Below are 24686 nucleotides of genomic sequence, written 5' to 3'. Positions count from 1 at the left end.
ATGTAAAATCTTTAATGGTTAGGCGTAGAAGTTTGGAAAAAATCATTCAATTCATTTTGTTTTGCTTTTATAAAATCATTTTCTAAATCAAATTCTTGAATCAATGAAAGGAAATAATTCTTTTCATAGACTAAAAACTTTGAAGAATCAATCGTGTGAGTAGAAAATGTGTGTTTTTTTTGATTCACCAATTCTTCAATTCCTAAAAACATTGGTTGATCTTCTAAAATATACCCCTTATTATCTGGTGTTTCCAAACAAATTTTACCTTTCAAAACATAAAAAACGAAATCTGCCTTCTGACCAAACCGAAACAAATACTCATCTGGCAGATAAGATATTTCTATCCCACTGGCCAATAACTTGTCTTCTGTATCTTTAAATAAGTTTTTCATCAATTAAATTGATATCGACACGAAGGTACATCCTATAAATAAAGTAGTAACTGATTAATTTCATCACAATAAATGTTTTTTATCAGTTTTACATCCTGTATATTCATAGAAATTTGATGTATTATTTGCTCCTCTATGAATCATCAATCCAAAATCACCTTAGAAAAGGCCCAATGTTTCCATTGCGGCGAGGTTTGTCAAGAGGAACCCATCATTTTTGATCAAAAGGATTTTTGTTGTTCAGGTTGTCAGAAGGTTTATGAATTACTGCACGACAAAGATTTAATGGATTATTATACTTGTGATGTAAATCCAGGTATTTCACCAAGTACACATCAATTTGAATTTTTAGATAGTCCGCAATTTCGAAATCGCTTAATTACATTTGCTAATAATGAATTTTCCAAACTAACTTTTTATTTACCTTCCATCCATTGCAGGTCATGTTTGTATTTATTAGAAAATCTGCATAAGCTCAACGAAAATGTAATTAAGAGTCAATTAAACTTTGGCAAAAAGGAATTAACTGTTTGGTTTAAGGAAAAAGATTTGAGTATTGGTCAATTGGCAAATTTGCTTAGCAAAATAGGCTATGAACCCTTAATTCAATCTGAGGATGAAGCTACTTCGAAAAGAAATAATGTGTTTGTAGACAAAAAGCTTTTGCTAAAATTAGGAATTGCAGGATTTTGTACGGGCAACATTATGTTGTTTTCCTTTCCCGAATACCTTGGTTTAGATGACCCCAAGTTGGCTGTTTGGTTTGGGTATTTAAATTTATTTTTAGGTAGTATTTCTGTATTTTATGCTGCTAGCGATTATTTTTCAAATGTGTGGTCACATTTGAAACTTAAAAAACTTACCATTGAAGCACCCGTATTATTGGGAATTGTAGTAGGATATAGTCGCTCTGCCTATGAAATTATAAGTCATCATGGGGCTGGATATATGGATTCAGTAACGGGGTTGATATTTTTCTTGTTAGTAGGTAAATGGTTCCAACAAAAGTCATTTGACTTTCTTTCGTTCAATAGAAATTATACTTCTTATTTTCCAATGAGTGTCAGCAAATGGATCAATAAAAGTGAAATCCAAATTCCTTTAGCTGAACTTAAAGTTGGAGACCGACTTTTAATTAGAAATCAAGAAATTATTCCTGCTGATTCTATTTTGCGTAAAGGGAGTGGAAAATTAGATTACAGTTTTGTCACAGGAGAAAGTGATTTTATTGAAATAAAGGAAGGAAATTCCTTATTTGCTGGCGGGCGACACACGGGTGAAATGATTGAAATTGAAGTAATCAAGGACCTTCAGCATAGTCAATTAACCCAATTATGGGAACAAAACTCTTTTAAAAACCCCTTATATAAAACTGAAAATTGGGAAAATTTTGCCAATAAAACAGGCATGTATTTTACCATTTTATTATTTACCCTGGCTATTTCGGTAGGGGTATATTGGGGAATCGTTAATCCCAAAATATGGTCTAATGCTGTAGTAAGTGTGTTAATTATTGCCTGCCCATGTGCCTTGGCAATATCTTACCCTTTTGCTTTGGGACATGGAATGCGCTGGTTATCCAAGTTTAATTTATATTTTAAAAATACGCAATCACTCGAAAGATTTGCAAATATTGATACCATTGTATTTGATAAAACGGGCACTTTAACCCTACACAAGGAACAATCGCCAAAAATACATTTTACTAGAGGTTTATTACCTGAAGAATGGAACGTATTATATTCCTTATCGCTACAATCAACTCACCCTTTATCTCGACAACTTAAAAAATACATAGAACAATTAGGATACTCAGAACGTGTATTTATTTCTAATTTTAAAGAATTAACTGCTAAGGGATTACAAGGAAAATGGAATTCAACTCTTTATCAAATTGGTTCTCCTAAATGGTTGGGAGTACCTAAGGAAGAACCCGAAGATTATTTCCATTCTGAATCAAGAATTTATATTAAAATTGGAGATGAATTTATTGGGTTTATGGATTTTCCTTGGGAAAACAGGGAAGGCATTGAAGCTCTTTTACATAATTTACGCATGAATTATGAACTTTATTTACTTTCAGGAGATAAAAAACAAGCAGCAGGTCCTCTATCAGATTGGTTTCCTGGTGAATCCCATATTCATTTTGAGATGAGTCCCATGGAAAAAATGGAGTTCATTCAGAGTTTACAAAAGTCGGGCAAAAAAGTATTAATGGTAGGAGATGGGCTCAATGATGCTGGAGCCTTACGAGAGGCATCAGTAGGCATTGCCGTTTCAGAAAATCATTTACAATTTACACCTGCTAGTGATGCTATTCTAAATGGAAAGAATGTTAAATATCTAGCTAAATATTTAACTTTTGCCCAATTTGGAATGAAGGTAATCAAATACAGTTTTGCATTATCTGTAATTTATAATCTATTTGGTTTGAGTTTTGCGGTTCAAGGAACACTTTCTCCTATAGTTGCAGCCATTTTAATGCCAGTAAATTCATTGAGTATGTTGCTAATTGCTACCTTAGGAATGAATTTTAAAGGTAGGAAGATGCAAAACCTTATTGATGTCAGCAGCCTGCGACCTAATAACTGATAAATGTCATAAAAAAAGTACCTTAAAAAGTTGAACTTTGTTTGAAATGGATATCATCTACGTATTAATAAGTGTAAGTTTTGTCTTAGCCCTTGGATTCTTAGGGGCCTTCATTTGGTCTGTCAAATCAGGACAACAAAACGACCTAGTAACTCCTGGAATGCGTATATTAATGGATGAAATCAAATCTGATTCTGAAAAAAAATAAATCTTTACATATGAAAGAACAATCTGTACAATTAGAAAAGTTTAGTTATGACAACAAAATTGTCAGAAACTTTGCAGTAGCCACCATTATTTGGGGGATTGTTGGCATGTTAGTTGGTGTAATCGTTGCAACGCAATTATTTGAACCAGCAGCAAACGTGACGCAATATGGCTCATTTGGTAGAATTAGACCACTCCACACCAATGCGGTAATTTTTGCATTCGTGGGTAATGCTATTTTTGCTGGGGCTTATTATTCTATGCAGCGTTTGTTGAAAGCGCGTATGTTTAGTGATTTTTTATCTAAGTTCCATTTCTGGGGTTGGCAAACTGTCATTGTATTGGCAGCAGTAACACTTCCATTAGGTATTACAACTTCTCATGAATATGCTGAATTAGAATGGCCAATTGATATTTTAATCACCTTGGTTTGGGTTGCATTTGGTATCAATATGTTTGGAACCATTGTAAAACGTAGAGAAAGACACTTATATGTGGCTATTTGGTTTTACATCGCTACTTTCATTACAGTTGCTGTATTACACTTAGTTAACTCAGTTCAATTACCGATTGGTTTCTTAAAAAGTTATTATGTGTATTCTGGAGTTCAGGATGCCTTAGTGCAGTGGTGGTACGGACATAATGCAGTAGCATTTTTCTTAACGACCCCTTATTTGGGTATGATGTATTATTTCTTGCCTAAAATGGCCAATCGTCCGGTTTATTCGTACAGATTATCCATTCTTCACTTTTGGGCATTAATATTTATCTACATTTGGGCTGGGCCTCACCACTTATTATATTCTACTTTACCAGATTGGGCACAATCATTGGGTGTTGTATTCTCCATTATGTTGATTGCTCCATCTTGGGGAGGTATGATCAACGGATTGTTAACCTTGAGAGGTGCATGGGATAAAGTTCGCGAAAACAATATTTTGAAATTCATGGTTGTTGCCATTACGGCTTATGGTTTGGCAACTTTTGAAGGACCTATGTTGTCATTAAAAAACATCAATGCCATTGCACACTTTACAGATTGGGTTGTAGCACACGTTCACGTTGGGGCTTTAGGATGGAACGGATTCATGACCTTTGCAATTCTTTATTGGTTAGTTCCAAGAATTTTCAATACGACCTTATTCTCGGAGAAATTGGTTAAAACCCACTTTTGGATCGGAACCATAGGTATTGCTTTTTATGCCATTCCAATGTATATCTCTGGATTTACTCAAGGTATGATGTGGAAGCAATTCACTGCAGAAGGTACTTTACAATATGGAAATTTCTTAGATACTACCTTGCAATTAATTCCAATGCATCAAATGCGTGCTTTAGGAGGGACTTTGTATTTAGTTGGTGCAATTATTATGGCTTACAACTTGTTTAAAACCATGGCACAAGGCAGTTTAATTGCTGATGAAGAAGTGGAAGCTGCTCCTTTGTTAAAAGTAACTGATGAATCTGAATTTAAAGGATTACACTGGCATAGTTGGTTGGAAAGAAAACCATTCCAATTGTTAGTATTCTCCTTAATTGCCATCTTAATTGGTTCTTTAGTTGAATTAATTCCAACTTTTATGGTTAAGTCAAATGTACCTACTATCAGTAGTGTTCAACCATACACTTCATTAGAGTTAGAGGGTAGAGATATTTATATTCGTGAGGGATGCGTTTCTTGTCACTCACAATTGGTAAGACCATTCCGTAGTGAAACGGAGAGATATGGTGAATTTAGTAAATCAGGGGAATATGTATATGATCATCCATTCTTGTGGGGTTCAAAGAGAACAGGGCCAGATTTACAAAGAGAAGGGGGCAAATACCCACATTCATGGCATTATCACCACATGATGGATCCAACCTCAATGTCTCCAGGTTCTATCATGCCATCTTACCCATGGTTATTTGATCAAACATTAAATACCGACAAGACACAGGATAAGCTTTCTGCTATGAAGACTTTAGGAGTCCCTTATGATGCTTATCAAATCAAAAATGCCGTAAATGATTTGAAGGCTCAGGCTAAAGATATTCAAACCAAATTGGCAGAGGAGAAAATCAAAGTGTCGGACGACAAGGAGATTATTGCCTTAATCGCTTATTTACAAAGAATAGGAACAGATATCAAAAAAGACCAATAATATGTTTAAGCAATTCATTTCTAACATTCCGGGTGCAGATGTATACATGATATTCTCACTGTTATTGTTTTTGGTATTCTTTATATTAGTGGGTATTTACCTCCTAAAAATGGACAAAAGCTATTTAAATAAAATGGAAGAGCTTCCGATGGGAGATGCTCAAACTGATTCAAAATCTTAAATCAAACTAATTATGAATCTTTCATTAACAGAAATATGGTTGGTTAGCCTTTTAATTATAACCAGCATCATAGTATTAGTTGTAACCTTGCAACTTTCTACTGTATTAAAAAAATTAACCCAAGACCCTAACCAAGTTGATGAGGAGGAAAACTTATCTTGGTGGGATAAATTCAAAGGATTAAAACCAATTGAAAAAGAGGGTGAAATTGCTATGGAGCATAAATATGATGGAATTGTAGAATTAGATAATCCCACTCCACCGTGGTTCATGTACCTGTTCTACATCACTATTATTTTTGCTGGAATTTACTTATTCTATTATCATTTGAGTCCAAACAGCAGCTTATCGCAAGACGAAGAATATACAACGGAAGTTACCATTGCAGAAAAAGCAAAAGAAGAGTATATGAAGAAATTTGCTAATTCTGTAAATGAGGATAATGCGAAAGCTCTAACTGGAAAAGCAGAATTAGAAGAAGGAGCGAAGGTGTATGCAACAAATTGTGTAGCATGTCATGGAGATAAAGGTCAAGGTGGCGTTGGTCCAAATTTAACTGACAACTATTGGATACATGGTGGTGGAATCAAAAATGTATTCCATACGATTACCCAAGGGGTACCTGAAAAAGGTATGATTGCCTGGAATAAGACCTTGAATCCAATTCAAGTACAAAAAGTTGCTTCTTATATTTTAAGTTTGAAAGGAACGAATCCTCCAGGAGCGAAAGAGCCTCAAGGAGAGGAGGTAAAATAATTGTTAATTGTTAATTGTTAATTGTTAATTGTTAATTGTTAATAAAAAACTAAAATAAATTTTATGAAAGCTAATGTAGGTAAATTTGACAGAATTTTTAGATTTGCGCTTGCCGCAGTGTTGGCAATTTTGGCTTATTCAGAAATCATTCCGAATGAGTTCCAATTAGTAGCATATATTATAGCAATTGTGTTTGCATTAACAGGATTAATCAGAGTTTGCCCACTTTATATGCCCTTTGGAATAAGTACACGCCGTGAAAAATAATTAAACAAAATGAGGTCCGGCAACGGACCTTTTCTTTTTATGTCTGCCCAATTTAATTTAGAGAACGAGGATTTTAGAAATCATTTGTATAATCAGTCTAAGGATGGAAAACGACTTTGGATTTACCCTGGTCGTATAATTGGAAAACTATACAAAGCGCGTACCGTATTTTCATGGGTATTATTGATTTTGCTTTTTGGATTGCCTTGGTTGCAATATCAAGGACATCCATTGTTTATGTTTAATGTAATAGAGCGACAATTTATCTTTTTTGGTGTACCCTTTTTCCCTCAAGATTTTCATTTAGTTGCCTTAGGATTAGTATCATTTTTAATTTTCATTAGTCTCTTTACTGTATTATTCGGTCGAATTTGGTGTGGCTGGGCTTGCCCACAAACCATATTCATGGAAATGCTATTCCGTAAAATCGAATATTTAATTGAAGGAGATGATAAAGCACAAAGGCGATTGGCAGAAAGTCCATGGACTACTGAAAAGATTGTCAAAAAGAGCAGTAAACACCTTATCTTTTTTATAATATCCTTCGCAATTGCAAATACCTTTTTAATGTATATTATGGGTAATCCAGAGTGGTTAAAAATGGTAACGGAACCACCAATCCAGCATTTAAAAGGATTAGGTTTGATTCTGATATTCACTGGAGTATTTTATTTTGTATTTGCTCGATTCAGAGAAATGGTATGTATGGTTGTTTGTCCATATGGTCGTTTACAAGGAGTATTACTCGACAACAATTCGATCAATGTGCAATATGATACAGTTCGAGGGGAACCAAGAGGCAAAATTCAAAAGAATTCAGAAGCGCCCAAAACAGGAGATTGCATCGATTGCCATTGGTGCGTTCGTGTTTGTCCAACAGGGATTGATATCCGAAACGGATCCAACCAACTTGAATGTATTGGATGTACAGCATGTATAGATGCTTGTGATGAGGTGATGGATAAAATTCATAAACCTAAAGGATTGATTCGTTATGACTCCTTAAACGGTGTTTTAAAAGGTGAGAAGTTAAAATTCAACAAAAGAATTGGGGCATATAGTTTAGTTTTAGTCTTATTATTGGGATTTATTTCATATTTATTAATTACCCGCAAACCTTGGGAAGGCACGATTTTGCGAACACCAGGAATGACCTTTCAAAGTAATGAGAAAACCCATGAAATTAGCAACATGTATCAAATTGAAATTTTGAACAAATCCTTTCAAGATGAACAATTTGAAATAGTACCTGATAAACCATTTGAATTGGTTTGGATTGGAAATCCGGTTAATCAAGTGGAAAAAGGTAAATTAATTAAGGGGAATTTCTTCCTAAAAATTAAAGAAGGCAACTGGCAAAGAGGGAAAAAGGTGTATATTGAGATTAAAAATAAAAATGGACAATCTGAACGTCTAAAATCAAGTTTTATAGCACCATGAGTAAATTTTCATTCAATTGGGGGCATGGGATTGTCCTTACGTTTATAGCCTTTGCAGGATTTATGGCCTATTTTTATGTCAATATGAGTAGGCAACAAATAGATTTAGTGGGCGACCATTATTACGAAGACGGCCAAAAATTTCAAGAGAAATTAAACAGAATGTCGGAAACCCAGAAACTTTCTGATAAGGTTGAATATATGTTTGATGCGAAAGAAAATTCATTTGCGCTAAAAGTTTCAGGTAATAAAACAGATTTAAAAGTTGACTTTTTTTTCCCGGGAGATGCAAAATTAGACCAACATTTTACTTATGCTGTTCCATCTGAAATAATTACTATTGAAACCCAAAAACTTAATGTGGGGAAATGGAAAATTTACATTTCATGGAAGCAAGATGGGAAGGAGTATTTGGAAGAAACCGAAATAAAAATCACCAAACCTTAATGGCAAATAATAGGAGTAAGGGGATGATTTTTTACTGCTTCTGAAACTTGTGCCAAAATTCCCCAAAATCCTTGAAAAAGAAGACCAAAAACCACGAACCATGAAATCCATTGAAGGATTTTACCAACTTTACTTTGAGAACTTAAAAGTGATTTCTGGAATCCCAAATGCGTTAAAATGAGTGCTGGGAGGGTCGAAATACCAAAAATCACCATGTTCCAGGCTCCAAGTTTTGGTGAATTTTGAATTAATGAAATTCCTAATCCACCCATTACCAAACCACATGGCAAAAATCCATTAGACATTCCGAATAGTAAAAATCGAAAATTGCCCAACTTTTTACCGAATTCCTGCAAAGGTTTCCCGAAAAATTTATGCAAAAAAGTAAAACTTTGATCTTTAATTATACCCAATAAAAGTAGAGCAATAAATATGGCTACCAATACAAAATATACATACCAAAACTTTGCAAAAAGTCCTAAAACACCTAAATAGGCTACTAAATATCCTAATAATGCGTAAATGAAAATTCGACCAATTTGATAAGTTATGAATGCCCAGTAGTTTTTTTGAGAGGAATTAAAGAAAAAAGATTGTAACGGTCCGCACATAACCGCACAATGCCAAGATCCCGTAAGTCCCAATAAAAATCCGTACATATTTCTCTTCTCTTGTCTCTTGTCCCTCGTCTCTAATACTTAAGCCCCATCAAAGCCTTTAAGTCCAAAATAGTCATTTCTCCACCCTTAACTTCCACTAAACCTTCCTTTTTAAATTCGCTCAAAGTTCTTATAACTGATTCTGTGGCAGTACCAACACGATTCGCCAAATCCTCTCTTGAAAGTCGAATAGTAAAAGGTTTATTAATAGTCCCACCAAACGTTTCTGCCAATTCAATCAAAGCTAAAGCAACGCGCTTTCGAAGTGATTGATAGGCCATTGAGAACAATATTTTTTCATTTTGGAACAGATAGGCCGTCAAAGCTTTTCTAAAAAATACTTCTAAATGAACATTTTCATTGATGTAACGTAAGAAATCGCTTGAAGAAATACTTAAAATCTTACAATCTTCCAAAGCTTCTGCTGATTCTCGATAAGATTGATTTTCCAAAACATCAACAAATCCAAAAAAATCTCCTTCATTAACAAAAGAGGTTATAAATAATTTTCCTTCCTGACTCGTATGATAGGTTTTTAATTTCCCCGACTCTAAAAAATAAACACGAGATGGGGAGTCTCCTTCATTATAAATTGAACTTTTCTTTGAAAAACTCTGAGATTTTACATCACCCTTAAAGGTAGATAAATCTAAAAATTCAAGTGCTTTTTGAGCTAATAAAACATCTGACTTTTCGTAATTATCAAAATTGCGAGCCGGTTCTTCTACTAATTTGCTCTTTTTCAATCGAGTTTCAATGGCCTTTAACAATTCAATTTCTTGAAAAGGTTTGGTCAAGAAATCATCAGCACCTAGTTCCATTCCTTTGCGCAAATCTGAGCGATCAGTTTTGGCAGTTAGGAAGATAAAAGGAATTCGTGCTAATTCTGGACTTTGACCTAATACTTGCAAAACACCAAAACCATCTAAATGCGGCATCATGATATCACAAATAATTAAATCTGGTAATTCAGCTTTAACCAAACGAACACCTTCTAAACCATTGGCAGCTTGAAAAACGGTATAACCTGATAATTCTAAAAGTTCAGCTGTTGTTTCACGAATATCTTCGCTATCTTCAATAATGACAATTTTTGTATTCATTATTCTTTTTTAATTAATAATATAGTTAATTCAGTTCCTTTATCAATTTCACTTTCTAAATTCAATTGTCCACCTAACAATTTAATATACCGATCAATTAAATGAAGTCCAAGCCCAGTACCTGGAATTACGGTTGCATTCGAACCTCTAAAAAATCTTTCAAAGAGATGCTTCTGATCCTCCAAACTAATTCCAATTCCTTGGTCTTTAACCTTAACTTGAACATAGGAATCTTCTTTTTTAACTTTCAAAAAAACATCTTTCTGAGAAAATTTTAAAGCATTTGATAGGGCATTGATCAATATTTTGCGTAAAATTGAAAAATCTGTTTCCCAAATAAAATCAGATTCAAATTCCAATAAAATTCGTTGAGTTGCACTTTCTAAAGGTCTTAAGTCAATTAATAAATCATCTAAAAATTCTTTAAAACCTTGTCTAGAAGGGTGAATTTCTACAGTACCTGACTCCAATTTACCAACAGATAAAAATTCTTCTAAAATTTCTGTTAAATGAGCTACTGATGACTTAATTCTGTTAATATGTTGAGATCTTTTTGCTTGATCATCTGTTTTTTCATATTTTTCAATCAAAGAAGCAGAAGAGAGAATTGAGGTTAGGGGAGTTCTGAATTCATGTGAAGCCATGGAAACAAATCGCGTTTTTAAATCGCCCAATTCCTTTTCCTTTTGCAATGAATTCTCCAAAATTACATTATTTGCTTCTAGTTTTTCAAGTGTGTTTTGCAAAGCTTGCGTCCTTAAATAAACTTCTTCTTCGAGGTTTTCATTCAATTGATTGATTTCCTTATTGCGTAAAATTAATTCAGTTTCTACTTTTCTTTTAAGAGTCACATCGCTTATAAAAGCAATGAAATACATTTTTTCTTGGTCATGAAAGTGGCTTAAACTGATTTCTACTGGAAAAAGAGAACCATCTTTTCTTTTGGCTTTTAGGTCCAATCCAACTCCCATAGGTCTATCGAGTGGATCCTTTGAATAATTAGCAAGATGCCCTGAATGCCTTTCTTTTAAATGATTAGGTATTAACACAGAAACATTTTGTCCCAATAATTCAGTAGCATCATATCCCAACAAATTATCTGCAAAAGGATTTGAAAGCAAAATTGTACTAGTTGAATCTGTTAACAAGATGCCAATGGCAGCTTCATTGAATATTGCTTTAAAATGAAAATTTGTTAACATAAGAAAATGATACAATTTTAAATTTACATAATTAAAAGGCCTTATACAAAAAAAATAGCCGACTTTCGTCGGCTTTAAATTCATAAATAGATTCAGAAATTATTTAATCTCGAACAAAATTTGCTTAATCTTTAAACTTGAATCAGTTGATAATCGATAAACTCCCGATTGATCAGAATTAATTCTAAATTTTTTAGAAGAAGATTCTTTTGGATTACTTAGTTCCACCACTAAATCATAAGGGGCTTTTGCCTTGGTTTTAGAGTTGATAAATAAATTTGCCTGAGGACCTTCGGCTTTTGGGTTTAATTCTACTATTTGATCAATTAATTTACCAGTGGTATCTTGAATCGAAACTGCAATTTTTGAAAATGCATCTTCTTGATTTTTTTGAACTAGGAGAAATATATCTTTACCAGCAATTTTATCATTGGTTATTTTTTCTTCAAAATTGATGCCAAAATTCTTAGGGCGACCACCTTTTGCAAAAATTCTACCAAATTCAGCTACCGGTTCTAAAACTTCTGTTAAAGCCCCAACTAAAATAACCAAGGCTAGGATTGAAGCAAAAATGAATTCTTTTTGAAAACTTCCCGTCTTTTTGCTTTTTGAATAACCTGTAATAGAATCCCAATTGTTTACAATGTGAAATATAGCGAACCCTACAAACATTAAACCAAAAATGGTGTGAGCCATTTCAATGGGATGAGCCTTTTGTTTTAACCATAATAAAATACCTGTAGTACCTAAAATTAAAAACGCAAATGCGATGGTAAGGGAAATTAAATTTTTCTTTTTCATATAATATAAATGATGATTAAAATTAAAGAGGTTTTTAAATTTTCAACAAATTATTCGACCAAACAGTATTTTTTAGCTTATAAAATTGACAAATCATTATAAAGAATATGAAATTGCCTTTATATATTTGTTCAAAACCTATTTATGAAATATTACCTAAGTATTAGTTTATTATTCTGCATCCTTTTCAATTCATTTTCACAAGGAACCCCAAAAGGCCAATTAAAAGGCAAAATTTTTGAAGAAGGAACACAGACTGCAATTCCCTATTCAAGTATTCGAGCATTCGCTGGAAACCCATCAAAATTAATTACAGGTGGGATAAGTGATGAAAAAGGAGGATTTTCTTTGGAATTACCCTATGGAAATTATCAAATACTCATAGAAAGTATTGGATTTGAGAAACTTGAATTAAAGAATATTTCAATTAATGCTGATAAATCAAGTCAAAATTTGGGAAATTTATTTGCAAAACCTTCTCAAAAAGTATTGCAAGAAGTAACTGTAAAGAGTCAAAAGGCTTCAATGGAATTAGGTTTAGATAAAAGAACCTTTCAAATTGGAACCGATTTAGCCAACAAAGGAGCAAATGCAGCCGATATTTTAGGAAATTTACCTTCCATTCAAGTGGATGGTGAAGGGGGAGTCCGATTGCGTGGATCAGAAAATGTCCGAATTTTAATTGATGGAAAACCGTCTACTTTATTAGGTACAAATGGTAGCTCAGGATTATCCTCTTTACAGGGTAATTTAATTGAAAAAGTAGAAGTGATTACCAATCCCTCAGCTCGTTATGAAGCCGAAGGAATGGCAGGAATTATAAACATAGTTTTGAAAAAGAACCAAAACAATGGATTTAATGCTGCTTATGAAATCAATACGGGATATCCAGAAAACTTTGGAGGTACTGCAATTTTAAACTATCGAAAAAACAAATTAAACTTCTTTATCAATTATGGATTGTTCTACAGAAGAACGCCGGGAAGATCAGATATTTACCAAGAAGTTTATAGTACAGATGGCAGCAGACGTTATTTAAAACAAAATAATTCAAATAATGTAACGGGATTAGTAAATAATATCCGTGGTGGAGCTGATTATTACTTCAATGATAAAACAATTTTAACAGGTTCATACATTTTCAGACGGACAGATGTTAGAAGAATATCTGATTTTCATTACCAAGATTATGTAGGTTCTTTATCAAATTTATTTAGCATTACAGATCGTCAACAAGATGAAAAAGAAGCCGAACCCAATGCGGAATATGCTTTAACTTTTAAAAAATCATTTGCCAAAAAAGGGAAAGAATTTTCTGCTGATTTACGTTATTTGGATTATTGGGAAAAATCTGACCAATTGTTTACACAAGTCAGTAAATATGCAGATGGAAGTCCATATACAGCCAATTCAAAGGTTCAAACTTCTATAAACGATGAATTTGAACACCAATGGATTTTACAAGCAGACTATGTAAATCCAATCTCAAAAGACATTAAATTGGAAACTGGTTTACGAACTTCTTTCCGAGATATGATCAACGATTATTGGGTAAAAGAAAAAGATGCAAATGGAAATTTTAATTATGTTCCTGGTTTAAAAAACTTGTTTGATTACAAGGAAAATATTTCAGCAGCTTATGCTATCATTGGAAATAAGGTAAACAAGTTTTCGTATCAATTTGGTATCCGAGGAGAACTAACGGATATTCAAACAGAGTTACAACAAACAGGAGAGAAGAACCCTAGAAATTATTCGAATTTGTTTCCAAGTGCTCATTTTACTTATTCAAAATCAAAAGATAATTCCTTTCAACTTTCGTATTCAAGAAGGGTAAGAAGACCTACTTATAATGATTTAAGTCCATTTGTAACTTTTTCAGACAACCGAAATTTCTTCTCTGGAAATCCCAATCTGAATCCACAATTTACCGAGTCATTTGACCTAGGAAATGTGCATTATTACGATAAGGGAAGTATTTCATCTTCATTATATTATCGATACACAACCGGAAAAATAGAACGAATTAGAACTGTCGATGCCAATGGATATTCCAAAACTTTACCACAAAATATCGCTGACGAAGAATCAATGGGAGCTGAAATGACAGGTTCTAAAAACATGAATCGAATTTGGAAAGCAGATTTAAATTTGAATTTCTTTAGAGCTAAAATTAATGCCTCAAACATCAATCAGAATTTCACAGCAGAAACATTTTCTTGGTTTGTACGACACACTTCTCGCTTAAAAATTGCCCAAAAAATAGATGTGCAAATTCGTGCCAATTACGAGGCACCTCAAAAAACGGCACAAGGTAGAAGGGGAGAATTGGCTTGGATGGATTTCTCTGCTTCTCAAGATATTTTAAAAGGAAATGGAACACTAACCTTAAATATTTTAGATATCTTTAATTCAAGAATTATGCGCTCCGAAACATTCGGAGATACTTTTTATACTTCTTCCAACATGCAAGGACGTTTAAGAAGTTATAATTTGACCTTTAATTACAGATTTAAAACCACCAAACAAGCTGCTAAGCAACGCAGAAGTATGATGGATGAAGAACAATAGAACTATGAAGAAAATTTTTTACCTACTGGCAGCAATGCCGTTTTTAACGATTTCTTGTGTCAACCAAAATGAAAAAGACACTTACAAAATCTTATTAGAAGACCCGGAAAATTTAGCTCAAAAAGCACAAGCAGCCAAGGATAAATTAGGCATCAAAATTGCCAATGGTTTACAAATTACACGTTGGGCATCTGATTCTTTGGCTCCAGATCCCGTTGCGATTGACGTAGATGATCAGGGAGCTATCTACTTGGCTAGGACAAATCGTCAAAAAAATTCGGAATTTGATATCCGTGGACACCGAGATTGGATGACTGAATCGATCGGATTGCAATCGGTTGAAGACAGAAGAGCTTTTTTGCACAAAATATTTGCACCTGAAAACTCAGAAAAAAATACTTGGTTAAAGGATTTGAACGGAGATGGCTCGCATGATTGGAAAGACTTAGCAGTTGAAAAAGAGGAAATCTGGAAAATTGAAGATAAAGATAAAGATGGTTTCGCTGATCGCTCTACCCGAATTTTCAATGGCTTCAATGATGAAGTAACAGACGTTACGGGTGGTATTTTAATTCGTAAAAAAGATGCATTTGCAGCAGTTGGACCTGATTTATGGAGATTAGAAAATACGAATAAAAAAGGACTATTAACCAATCCCAAATCCATTTCACATGGTTATGCAGTTCATATAGGATTTGGTGGTCACGGTATGTCGGGACTTACGGAAGGTCCTGATGGAAAAATTTATTGGCAAATTGGAGATATTGGAGCAAATATTACCAGTGTAGATGGTAAAACCTTTAAGCATCCAAATTCAGGTGTTATTGTACGTTCGAATCCAGATGGAACCAATTTTGAGGTTTTTGCGTCAGGTTTACGTAATACGCATGAATTTGTTTTTGACCAGTACGGCAATTTAATCAGTTCTGACAACGACGGAGATCATCCAGGAGAAAGTGAGCGATTGGTGCATGTTGTAGAAGGTTCAGATGCAGGGTGGAGATCGAATTGGCAATATGGTAAATATACTGATCCGAAAAACAATTTATATAAGGTTTGGATGGACGAAAAATTGTATGTGCCACGTTGGGAAGGCCAAGCGGCATATATCATTCCACCGATTCGTAATTACCACAACGGTCCAACCGGAATGTTATTTAATCCGGGTACAGCCCTTGGTAAAAAATGGTTAAATAAATTCTTTTTAGTAGAATTTATTGGACTTGGAAGTAGATCACATATTTGGTCATTTGATTTGAAGCCGAAAGGCGCAAGTTTCGATTTTAATTCAGAAGTTGATGTAACCAGTGGTATTTTACCAACAGGTATCCGTTTTGGACCAGATGGAGCACTTTATGCAGCGGATTGGGTATTTGGATGGGATACCAAAAACTTTGGTAGAATTTGGAAAATTGATGTTGCTGAAAACGAAAAAGACTTGGTTGAGGAAAGAAAGAGAACTGAACAATTGATTCAAATGAATTATGAAAGTCAAACTGTTGCGCAATTGTATGAATTATTGTTTTATTCGGATTTAAGAGTTCGCCAGAAGGCACAATTTGAATTAGTTACCAGAAAGGAGGAAGGAACCAAGGCCTTTTTAAATGCGATTAATCAAAAGGAAAATCAATTAGCACGTATTCATGGTATTTGGGGAGTGGGAATTCAGGCAGGAAAACATGCTGAAATTGGCAAATTGCTTTATGATTTATTAAAAGATTCAGATAACGAAATCAAGGCTCAAGCGGCCAAAGTACTAGGAGATTTATATGATAAAGGAGCAGAAGACCAATTAATTGATAATTTATCAAGTTCAGAGCCTCGAGTAGTATTTTTTGCGGCACAAGCTCTGGGAAGAATACAATCAGAAAAAGCATTACCAAGTTTATTGAAAGTAATTGAACAAAATGCTGACAAAGACTTATACATTCGACATGCAGCAGTATTGGCATTAAGTAGAATTGGAAAAACAGAACCCATTGTTGCCTTAAAATCTTCTACAAATAGAAGTTTGCGCATAGCAGCAGTACTGGTTTTAAGAAGATTAAAAAGTCCACAAGTTGCAGAATTCTTAAACGATTCAGATGAATATATTGTTACAGAAGCAGCAAGAGCCATTAACGACGATGAGTCGATTCCAGATGCTCTACCTGCATTGGCTGCTGTTTTAGGAAATGAACGATTCAGCAGTGAGCCATTAATTAGAAGAGCTATAAATGCTTGTTTGCGTGTTGGCGGAACAAAAGAAATCTCATTATTGATCAACTATTCAGAGAGAAAAGGAATTACAGATGTGTTACGTGCAGAGGCAATTGCAACTTTGGGTTCTTGGGCAAATCCATCGGTTATGGACCGAGTTGATGGTCGCCATCGTGGACCATTAGAAAGAAATCCAGCTGATGTAGCAAAACTTGTTGAAAGTAAAATCCCAAGTTATTTACAATCGGCAAATCCAGAAATTTTAATTTCAACAGCAAAGTTATTGGGGGAATTGAATATTCAAAATTACAGATCGGAGGAAATTCAACTATTTTTAAACCATAAGAATTCAAAGGTTAGGTTGGCATTTTTAAATTCATTAATTGCCTTAAATGATCCTAATTTGGCGATTTTAATTCAAAAAGGAATTGAAGATTCTGACAAATCCATTAGAAGTTTAGCCTTATCAAGTGTAGATAAAATTGAATTGGACGCAAAACAATTACCAGGTATTGTGGAACCAATTTTAGAAAAAGGCAGTTTATCTGAGAAACAATCTATTTTACAAAGTTTAGGTAGATTGAAAGCTGAGAAATCTGAAAGTACATTAAAAGATTTGATGGCTAGAATGGTAAAAAAAGAATTACCTAAGGAAATCAGATTAGATTTGGTTGAGGCGGTTGAAAAAAGCAAAAATGAAAAATTAATTGCACAATTAGATGCTTTGAAGATTTCAACGGGTAGTCCAATGGATGAATTCATGGATGCTTTGTATGGTGGAGAAATTCAAGCAGGAAGCAACGTTTTCCTGAGAAATCAATCGGCAGAATGTATTCGATGCCATAATGCTGGTGGACAAGGCGGAGAAGTTGGACCCTCACTAAAGGGAGTAGGTAGTAGATTAACAAGGGAGCAAATTTTACAAGCATTGATTGAACCGAGTGCTAGAATCGCTCCAGGTTACGGAAATATTTCTGTTACCTTAGAAGATGGACAAGAAGTATCAGGAACCTTATTAATTGAAAATGAGCATGAAATTCAATTGAAAACTGGAGAAGCAGAACCTTTGAAAATCGCTGTTAGTCGAATTAAGAAAAGAGAAAATTTCCCATCAGGTATGCCACCAATGGGTAGTTTATTAACAAAAAGAGAGATTAGAGATGTGGTGGAGTATTTGAGTAGTTTGAAGTAATTATGAATTATGAATTATGAGTTATGAGTTATGAGTTTTTAACTTTTTTGACTAATTCATAATTCATAACTCATAATTCATAATTTAAAATATGTATCTTTGAAAAATGAAAATCAAAAACATCATATTGTTTTTAATACTTTTTTCAATGGTAAACAATTTGTTTGCCATTGAAAAAACGTATGGATTTTCATTTGAAAACAGTGCTCTAAATGCAGGCCATATTGTCAAAAAAACCACTAAAGAAGATAAAAAAAGCGGTTACAGTTTCTTTGTAGAAGAGGAAGATATAGATGAAAACGAAGATGAAATAGGTCAAGATTTCAATCTGTTTTATGAGTTTCAAAGCAACTTTTCTTTTCAAAAATTTATAAAAAAAGTACAATTTTCGCTTCAGAAAAAAATCGCGTACTTTTCATTTTACCATACCCCATTATTTATTGTATTCAGAAATATAAGGCTGTAGGATTTATTGAATTTCGATTTAATTAAATTTTACTAGCATTTATTCTGTAATAAGATGAAACAGCATTTTGATGAAAAAGAAGTGCTTCATGAATTGAAGCATTATCTACCGGCACAAGCGCCCTTGATGGACTTTGTTCATCACAATACCTTGCATGCCTTCCAACATATCTCATTTCACGAAGCATTACATACAGCAAATGAGAAATTAGGCTATCAAGTTTATCTATCCTTAGAAGAATTCAGAAAACTTTTTGATCAAGGTCGAATTGATGAAAAGATTTTGCTTAGAATTTTAGAAGATAAAAAAGGAATCAATGCATCAAATTGGAAAAATAAGCTTTTATTTGGACAATATGATGCCAATTTTGAACCCCGAGTGGGACGTTTACGTGGACTTTGGAAAAAACAATATGGAATTGATTTAGATTCTTTAATTCACCCAAATTTATTTAGAATTGTTGGTGGATTTTTAGATCAAGGAATTTCTATATGGAATTTTCCTTTAGAAAACTTATCTTTTTTAGAGGCTATTAAAAAACTAGAATCCAATTCGTTTTCTAGTTTATTCCGTAGCAAATCAACCAAGAATTTATTGTTTACTACTGAATTATCTATTGAGTTTTTATTGAAAAAACTTGTAGGTTCAAATTCTGCTTTATACGAACAATATTTATTTGACCAACAGTTTGCCCACCAAGGATGGTCGGGAATGGTTTCTACGGTAGAAGATTTACCGCAGAGTTTATTAGATTCTAGAAAAATTAGTTTAGAGGAATTAATTCAGTTCGAATTAATTCTTGAAATTGATTCCCTAAATTATTTATTAGGTGAGGAAAACTGGAAAGCTTTAGAAAATAATTTAATAGATAAATTGGTACCCTTTAATGCAGAAATTGAACCTTCTGAGTTAATGGAAGTACTTTCTATTTGGCAAGAAGCCTTTGAGTGGACATTTTATGACCAAGTTTTGGCAGGAATTCAATTTAATAATCCTAATGTCTTTAAAAGTCAAAATAAAAGTTTCCAAGGACTATTTTGTATAGATGATAGAGAATGTTCTTTAAGAAGACATTTGGAATCATTGGATCCGAACTGTGAAACATTCGGTACGCCCGGATTTTTCGGTGTGGAATTTTTCTATCAACCTGTTGGTGGAAAATTCTTGACTAAACTTTGCCCAGCCCCAGTTACCCCAAAGTATTTAATTAAGGAATTAGGCGATGGAAAGGAAAGAGAAAAAGATTTACATTTCTCTAAGCACAATCATAATTTCTACACTGGTTGGATTATGTCTCAAACCTTGGGATTTTGGTCGGCTATTAAATTATTTGTCAATATTTTCAGACCAGGAATGAGTCCAGCAACTGCCTCGTCCTTGCGTCATATTGATAAATTTTCCAATCTAAAAATTGATTTTGATGAGCTTGAAACCCAGCAAAACCATTTACAGGTAGGTTTTAAAATCGAAGAAATGGCCAATCGGGTAGAGGCTTTATTAAAAAGTATTGGCTTGGTTGAACATTTTGCGGATATCGTTTATGTAGTTGGACATGGAGCTAGCTCAGTGAATAATCCACATTATGCAGCCTATGATTGTGGGGCGTGTTCGGGAAGAGCAGGTTCTGTAAATGCACGTGTGGTGAGTCAAATGGCCAACAAACCAGAAGTAAGAGCCATTTTAAAGGAAAGAGGAATTAATATTCCTGAAACCACCTTATTTGTAGGGGCCTTGCATGACACAACACGCGATGAAGTTGTATTTTATGATGAGGAAATTACTAACTCCATTTATAAGCAACAACATGAATCACAAATCTTGACGTTTAAAACTGCCTTAGATAATAATGCCAAAGAGCGTTCTAGAAGATTTGAATCGATTGATACAACCTTAGATTCAGCAGAAATTCATGATAAAATCTTATTGCGTTCCGTTTCACTTTTTGAACCGAGGCCAGAGTTAAATCATGCAACAAACGCGCTTTGTTTAGTGGGTAAAAGGGAATTATCAAAAGGTCTTTTCTTAGATCGTAGATCCTTTTTAAATAGTTTTGACTTCAAGGTAGATCCAGAGGGAAAATACTTACTCAATATTTTAAATGCGGCTGCACCCGTTTGCGGAGGTATCAATTTAGAATATTATTTCTCAAGAGTTGACCAAGAAAAGTTAGGCGCTGGCACAAAATTACCACATAATGTAATGGGATTATTTGGTGTGGCTAATGGTATAGATGGCGACTTACGTCCTGGCTTACCCGCACAAATGACGGAAGTCCATGACCCAATTCGTTTATTATTGATGGTGGAACATTACCCACAAGTTGTTTTGGATACCATTCAAAAAAATCCTGCAACGTACGAATGGTTCATCAATGAATGGGTGGTTTTAGTGGCCATTGATCCTGAAACTCGAAAAACGTATTTGTTTAAAAAAGGACAATTTGAAGAATATATCCCTTTAAATACACAAATAGAGGTAGTCAAGGATATTGACAAATTAATTGAGAGTCACCAAGAGAATTTCCCTGTTTATTTATTTAATCAAGCGTAAGATGCAAAATATCATTCCTTATTTCATCCTAATACCCCTGATTGGATTCTTAATCAGCCTGGTATTACCCAAAAAGAATGAAAGTTACATTTCAGTTTGGGCCTTTAGTTTGGTTGGCTTGCAATTAGCCCTTGCCACAGGATTTATTGTTTTATGGATTTTGGGAGGTGCGGAGACGCTTCAAATCAAGGAAGTTATTCTCTATCAAAATCCAGAATACGTATTTCAAATCGATTTCTTATTTGATCGAGTTACAGCTGTTTATTTGCTGGTGGGTTCTATTTTGACCTTTTTAGTTACACTTTATTCTCGCTATTATTTACACAGAGAAGCAGGTTATAAAAGATTTTTCAATACCACCTTATTTTTCTTTTTGGGGTATTGTTTAATTATTTTATCGGGCAATTTAGAAACCTTATTTATTGGGTGGGAAATCCTCGGCATTTCATCCTTTTTATTGATTTCCTTTTACAGAGAGCGTTATTTACCTGTTAAAAACGCTGTAAAAGTATTTTCAATTTATCGGGTTGCTGATGTAGGTATTATTTTGGCCATGTGGGCTAGTCACCATTTATGGCATCAAAATATCACTTTCTACCAGTTGAATAATGCTGAGTTGGTACATGAGCATTTAAATGCACATTCTATGATTGGTGTGTTCATTTCTAGTATGTTTTTGATTTCCGCCATGGCGAAATCGGCACAAATGCCATTTTCTTCTTGGCTACCAAGAGCCATGGAAGGTCCAACACCATCTTCTGCCATTTTTTATGGTTCCTTATCGGTACATATTGGGGTATTTTTATTAATTAGAACCTTTCCATTTTGGGAATATCAAAGTTCTGTTCGCATTGCAATTGCCGCGGTGGGCTTGGTGACAGCTTTAATTGGTACAGGAATTGCAAGAGTTCAATCCTCGGTCAAGAGTCAGATTGCCTATGCTTCCTTGGCGCAAATTGGTTTAATTTTCATTGAAATTGCTTTAGGTTTTGAAAATTTGGCACTTTTCCATTTTGCTGGAAATGCCTTTTTAAGAACCTATCAATTATTAGTATCACCCTCAGTTGTGAGCTATTTAATCAGAGAACAATTTTATGATTTTGAACCAAGAAGAAAAACGATTGAAGATTCATTTCCAACAAAACTACAAAACACCCTTTATGTTTTGTGTTTGAAAGAGTGGAATTTAGATTCAATGATGTACCAATATTTGTGGAATCCTTTGAAAAAAATTGGGTCAAAATTTAATTTCTTCAATGGACTTCGACTTATCCTAAGTTTTGTTTTAACCTACGGATTAGCCATTTATTTGTACATTAATAAGGAAAATTTACCTTCAGAGGTTACAGCATTTTTACCAGAAATCTTTGCAGGAATTGCCCTAATTTTAGTTTTAAAAGCCTTTACACAAAGACGAAGTGTTCGCATGAGCTGGTGGCTAATTGTGTTTAATCACTTTTGGGTTGCCATGGCCTTAACGATCAATGGAAATTACTATTTAAAGGAAACTGGAATTTATTTGGTTGGTATCTTGATTGCAGGAATTATCGGTGCGATAACTTTACAAAGGTTATTTAAACAAGAAGGAAAAATAACCTTAAACAGATTTCAAGGTTTGGTTGAAAATCATCCTAAAATCGCTTTTGCATTCTTTTTGTGCAGTTTAGGAATTACAGGTTTTCCAATTACTCCAACCTTTATTGGTGAAGATTTAATTTTCACGCACATTCGTGAAGACCAATTGGTTTTGGCTAGTTTAATTTCTTTGAGTTTTATTTTGGACGGATTATCTGCGATTCGAATTTATGCGCGAGTATTCCTTGGGCCCAATTATAGAACTCATTCTACATTTTCCAATAGATATTTTTAAAAAACTTACATTATATACTTTATGAAATCAACACAAAATTTGCCAAAAGATGGCTTTGCAGGATTGAGAGAAAATCTTGCATCTGATGCAACTTCGGGTTTCATCGTTTTTTTATTGGCATTACCATTAAGTTTAGGTATTGCAAAAGCTTCTGATTTTCCTCCCATTATGGGTTTAGTAACTGCCATTATTGGTGGTATGGTAGTATCCCTATTTATGGGATCGCGTTTGTCAATTAAAGGTCCAGCGGCAGGATTAATCGTAATAGTTGCAGGTGCAGTGAGTGAATTTGGTGGGGGAGAAATGGGCTGGCATTTAGCCTTAGGAGCCATGGTGGTCGCAGGAATAGTACAAATCCTTTTTGGGGTTTTCAAATTGGGAAAATTGATGGATTTCTTTCCTTTATCTGCTGTTCATGGTATGTTAGCAGCCATTGGACTAATCATCATTGGTAAACAAATTCCGGTATTTTTAGATGTTAATCCTGCCTTAACAAAAGGGAAGGAGCCTTTAGAGTTATTTGCATCAATTCCTGAGTTTATTCGTGAAATGGACCCACGTGCTACCTTAATTGGTGCCATCAGTTTCGCAATTATGATGTTTTGGCCAAAAATCAAAAATCCAATTATTAAGAAAATACCTGCACCTTTAGTGGTTTTAGCGATTGCAATTCCAGCCGAATTATACATGGATTTCCAAACTACCGAACCTAAATATGCTTTAGTACATATCGGAAATTTATTAGACAATATCAAATGGAATGTAGATTTTTCAGGATTTTCACAAACTGGAACATTTGTTAAGTTCGTGATAATGTTCGCTTTAGTAGGTTCTTTAGAATCCTTATTAACAGTGAAAGCGATGGATATGTTGGACCCATTCAGAAGAAAGTCGGATGCAAATAAAGATTTAATTGCAACTGGATTAGGAAATACATTAGCTGCAATTTTAGGTGGATTACCAATGATTTCAGAGGTTGCGCGTTCATCTGCCAACATTGCTAACGGAGCAAAAACACGATGGGCAAATTTCTTCCACGGATTCTTTATTTTAGCCTTTGTACTTTTAGGTTCACATTTGATTGAATTGATTCCAAATGCAGCATTAGCTGCCATGTTGATCACTGTGGGTATTAAATTGGCTCATCCAAAAGAATTCATTCACAGTTTTGAAATCGGAAAAGAGCAATTATTGATTTTTGTGGTAACCATTATTTTTACTTTAGGCGTTGACCTTTTAGTGGGTATTGGTGCTGGTATTTTAACAGAAATTATAGTGAACCTAGTAAATGGAAAACCTTTAAAGGCAATTTTCAATGCTCCAACAGAAGTTTCATTCACTGATGATGAATATTTAGTTGAAATTTCTGAAGCCGCAGTGTTTACTAATTTCTTAGGAATAAAAAGAAAATTAGAAGCTATTCCTCCAACATTCCACGTGGTTATCGACTTCACCAAAACCAAATTAGTAGACCACTCGGTAATGGAAAACATCCAACACTTCAAACATGATTATGAGCATACGGGAGGTACCGTGGAAATAATGGGACTTCATGAGCACGAACCGGTATCGAAGCATAAGTTGGCGGCAAGGAAGAGGAAGTAAATGTTAATGGTTAATGGTTAATTGTTAATGGTTAATGGTT

The 24686-nt window shown here is 34.1% G+C and carries 19 protein-coding genes; 14 read left to right on the top strand and 5 right to left on the bottom strand.

Annotation, left to right across the window (positions count from 1 at the left end; all coding sequences use genetic code 11):
- Window positions 1-11 precede the first annotated feature (11 nt).
- On the bottom strand, window positions 12-395 hold the full coding sequence (locus tag EOJ36_RS00895; protein ID WP_127802134.1) for a cyclic nucleotide-binding domain-containing protein: 384 nt from the start codon (window positions 393-395) through the stop codon (window positions 12-14).
- Between the two features lie 135 nt (window positions 396-530).
- Here EOJ36_RS00895 and EOJ36_RS00890 point away from each other — a divergent pair, with 135 nt between their 5' ends.
- The 8 genes from EOJ36_RS00890 to EOJ36_RS00855 all read left to right on the top strand — a co-directional run bounded on the left by EOJ36_RS00890 (window position 531) and on the right by EOJ36_RS00855 (window position 8428).
- Entirely contained in the window at window positions 531-2987 is a 2457-nt protein-coding gene (locus EOJ36_RS00890; RefSeq protein ID WP_127802133.1) for a heavy metal translocating P-type ATPase, read from the top strand.
- A gap of 46 nt (window positions 2988-3033) precedes the next feature.
- Window positions 3034-3195, top strand: a complete 162-nt coding sequence (gene ccoS / locus EOJ36_RS00885) for a cbb3-type cytochrome oxidase assembly protein CcoS (protein WP_127802132.1) — start codon at window positions 3034-3036, stop codon at window positions 3193-3195.
- Window positions 3196-3205: 10 nt separating this feature from the next.
- Window positions 3206-5338 carry a cytochrome-c oxidase, cbb3-type subunit I gene (gene ccoN, locus EOJ36_RS00880; protein ID WP_238944369.1) on the top strand — a complete coding sequence of 711 codons (2133 nt, stop codon included), beginning with the start codon at window positions 3206-3208 and terminating at the stop codon, window positions 5336-5338.
- 1 nt (window position 5339) lies between these two features.
- The gene (locus EOJ36_RS00875; RefSeq protein WP_127802130.1) at window positions 5340-5519 is read left to right on the top strand and encodes a hypothetical protein; all 180 of its coding nucleotides are present in this window, start codon (window positions 5340-5342) and stop codon (window positions 5517-5519) included.
- A gap of 12 nt (window positions 5520-5531) precedes the next feature.
- The gene (locus EOJ36_RS00870) at window positions 5532-6275 is read left to right on the top strand and encodes a cbb3-type cytochrome c oxidase N-terminal domain-containing protein (protein WP_127802129.1); all 744 of its coding nucleotides are present in this window, start codon (window positions 5532-5534) and stop codon (window positions 6273-6275) included.
- Between the two features lie 63 nt (window positions 6276-6338).
- On the top strand, window positions 6339-6542 hold the full coding sequence (locus tag EOJ36_RS00865) for a YgaP family membrane protein (RefSeq protein WP_127802128.1): 204 nt from the start codon (window positions 6339-6341) through the stop codon (window positions 6540-6542).
- A 39-nt stretch (window positions 6543-6581) separates the two neighbouring features.
- Window positions 6582-7982, top strand: coding sequence for a cytochrome c oxidase accessory protein CcoG (gene ccoG, locus EOJ36_RS00860; protein WP_127802127.1), 1401 nt, complete (start codon window positions 6582-6584; stop codon window positions 7980-7982).
- Complete coding sequence (locus tag EOJ36_RS00855; protein ID WP_127802126.1) at window positions 7979-8428, top strand: FixH family protein; 450 nt, start codon at window positions 7979-7981, stop codon at window positions 8426-8428. Before ccoG ends, EOJ36_RS00855 begins: the two co-directional genes overlap by 4 nt.
- Here EOJ36_RS00855 and EOJ36_RS00850 read toward each other — a convergent pair.
- The 4 genes from EOJ36_RS00850 to EOJ36_RS00835 form a co-directional block, all read right to left on the bottom strand.
- Entirely contained in the window at window positions 8425-9087 is a 663-nt protein-coding gene (locus tag EOJ36_RS00850) for a sulfite exporter TauE/SafE family protein (protein WP_127802125.1), read from the bottom strand. The genes EOJ36_RS00855 and EOJ36_RS00850 overlap by 4 nt on opposite strands.
- A gap of 32 nt (window positions 9088-9119) precedes the next feature.
- Window positions 9120-10190 (bottom strand): response regulator, encoded by a 1071-nt coding sequence (locus EOJ36_RS00845; RefSeq protein WP_127802124.1) that lies wholly within the window; start codon window positions 10188-10190, stop codon window positions 9120-9122.
- A complete protein-coding gene (locus EOJ36_RS00840) occupies window positions 10190-11392 on the bottom strand; it encodes a PAS domain-containing sensor histidine kinase (RefSeq protein WP_164847802.1) in 1203 nt (400 codons plus the stop codon). Before EOJ36_RS00840 ends, EOJ36_RS00845 begins: the two co-directional genes overlap by 1 nt.
- 99 nt (window positions 11393-11491) lie before the next feature.
- Entirely contained in the window at window positions 11492-12193 is a 702-nt protein-coding gene (locus tag EOJ36_RS00835) for a DUF4405 domain-containing protein (protein ID WP_127802122.1), read from the bottom strand.
- 144 nt (window positions 12194-12337) lie between these two features.
- Between EOJ36_RS00835 and EOJ36_RS00830 the strand changes: the two genes are divergently transcribed.
- The 6 genes from EOJ36_RS00830 to EOJ36_RS00805 all read left to right on the top strand — a co-directional run bounded on the left by EOJ36_RS00830 (window position 12338) and on the right by EOJ36_RS00805 (window position 24646).
- Complete coding sequence (locus EOJ36_RS00830; RefSeq protein WP_127802121.1) at window positions 12338-14764, top strand: TonB-dependent receptor domain-containing protein; 2427 nt, start codon at window positions 12338-12340, stop codon at window positions 14762-14764.
- 4 nt (window positions 14765-14768) lie between these two features.
- A complete protein-coding gene (locus EOJ36_RS00825; protein WP_238944368.1) occupies window positions 14769-18155 on the top strand; it encodes a HEAT repeat domain-containing protein in 3387 nt (1128 codons plus the stop codon).
- A 106-nt stretch (window positions 18156-18261) separates the two neighbouring features.
- Window positions 18262-18621: a hypothetical protein gene (locus tag EOJ36_RS00820; RefSeq protein ID WP_127802119.1), complete on the top strand. Its 360-nt coding sequence runs from the start codon at window positions 18262-18264 to the stop codon at window positions 18619-18621.
- Between the two features lie 54 nt (window positions 18622-18675).
- Window positions 18676-21171 (top strand): YbcC family protein, encoded by a 2496-nt coding sequence (locus EOJ36_RS00815; RefSeq protein ID WP_127802118.1) that lies wholly within the window; start codon window positions 18676-18678, stop codon window positions 21169-21171.
- 1 nt (window position 21172) lies between these two features.
- Window positions 21173-23041, top strand: a complete 1869-nt coding sequence (locus EOJ36_RS00810) for a proton-conducting transporter transmembrane domain-containing protein (RefSeq protein ID WP_127802117.1) — start codon at window positions 21173-21175, stop codon at window positions 23039-23041.
- 21 nt (window positions 23042-23062) lie between these two features.
- Entirely contained in the window at window positions 23063-24646 is a 1584-nt protein-coding gene (locus tag EOJ36_RS00805; protein WP_127802116.1) for a SulP family inorganic anion transporter, read from the top strand.
- Window positions 24647-24686 lie beyond the last annotated feature (40 nt).

The organism is Sandaracinomonas limnophila (assembly GCF_004005965.1).
GTDB lineage: Bacteria > Bacteroidota > Bacteroidia > Cytophagales > Spirosomataceae > Sandaracinomonas > Sandaracinomonas limnophila.
This window is presented reverse-complemented; position numbering and strand designations above follow the sequence as displayed.

Excerpts from the sequence above, each read along its gene's own strand:
- ccoG (WP_127802127.1), top strand. The coding sequence starts at position 6,582 with ATGTCTGCCCAATTTAATTTAGAGAACGAGGATTTTAGAAATCATTTG.
- EOJ36_RS00805 (WP_127802116.1), top strand. The coding sequence starts at position 23,063 with ATGAAATCAACACAAAATTTGCCAAAAGATGGCTTTGCAGGATTGAGA.
- EOJ36_RS00850 (WP_127802125.1), bottom strand. The coding sequence starts at position 9,087 with ATGTACGGATTTTTATTGGGACTTACGGGATCTTGGCATTGTGCGGTT.
- EOJ36_RS00855 (WP_127802126.1), top strand. The coding sequence starts at position 7,979 with ATGAGTAAATTTTCATTCAATTGGGGGCATGGGATTGTCCTTACGTTT.
- EOJ36_RS00875 (WP_127802130.1), top strand. The coding sequence starts at position 5,340 with ATGTTTAAGCAATTCATTTCTAACATTCCGGGTGCAGATGTATACATG.
- ccoN (WP_238944369.1), top strand. The coding sequence starts at position 3,206 with ATGAAAGAACAATCTGTACAATTAGAAAAGTTTAGTTATGACAACAAA.
- EOJ36_RS00820 (WP_127802119.1), top strand. The coding sequence starts at position 18,262 with ATGAAAATCAAAAACATCATATTGTTTTTAATACTTTTTTCAATGGTA.
- EOJ36_RS00810 (WP_127802117.1), top strand. The coding sequence starts at position 21,173 with ATGCAAAATATCATTCCTTATTTCATCCTAATACCCCTGATTGGATTC.
- EOJ36_RS00895 (WP_127802134.1), bottom strand. The coding sequence starts at position 395 with ATGAAAAACTTATTTAAAGATACAGAAGACAAGTTATTGGCCAGTGGG.
- ccoS (WP_127802132.1), top strand. The coding sequence starts at position 3,034 with ATGGATATCATCTACGTATTAATAAGTGTAAGTTTTGTCTTAGCCCTT.
- EOJ36_RS00840 (WP_164847802.1), bottom strand. The coding sequence starts at position 11,392 with ATGTTAACAAATTTTCATTTTAAAGCAATATTCAATGAAGCTGCCATT.
- EOJ36_RS00815 (WP_127802118.1), top strand. The coding sequence starts at position 18,676 with ATGAAACAGCATTTTGATGAAAAAGAAGTGCTTCATGAATTGAAGCAT.
- EOJ36_RS00865 (WP_127802128.1), top strand. The coding sequence starts at position 6,339 with ATGAAAGCTAATGTAGGTAAATTTGACAGAATTTTTAGATTTGCGCTT.
- EOJ36_RS00845 (WP_127802124.1), bottom strand. The coding sequence starts at position 10,190 with ATGAATACAAAAATTGTCATTATTGAAGATAGCGAAGATATTCGTGAA.
- EOJ36_RS00870 (WP_127802129.1), top strand. The coding sequence starts at position 5,532 with ATGAATCTTTCATTAACAGAAATATGGTTGGTTAGCCTTTTAATTATA.
- EOJ36_RS00835 (WP_127802122.1), bottom strand. The coding sequence starts at position 12,193 with ATGAAAAAGAAAAATTTAATTTCCCTTACCATCGCATTTGCGTTTTTA.
- EOJ36_RS00890 (WP_127802133.1), top strand. The coding sequence starts at position 531 with ATGAATCATCAATCCAAAATCACCTTAGAAAAGGCCCAATGTTTCCAT.
- EOJ36_RS00825 (WP_238944368.1), top strand. The coding sequence starts at position 14,769 with ATGAAGAAAATTTTTTACCTACTGGCAGCAATGCCGTTTTTAACGATT.
- EOJ36_RS00830 (WP_127802121.1), top strand. The coding sequence starts at position 12,338 with ATGAAATATTACCTAAGTATTAGTTTATTATTCTGCATCCTTTTCAAT.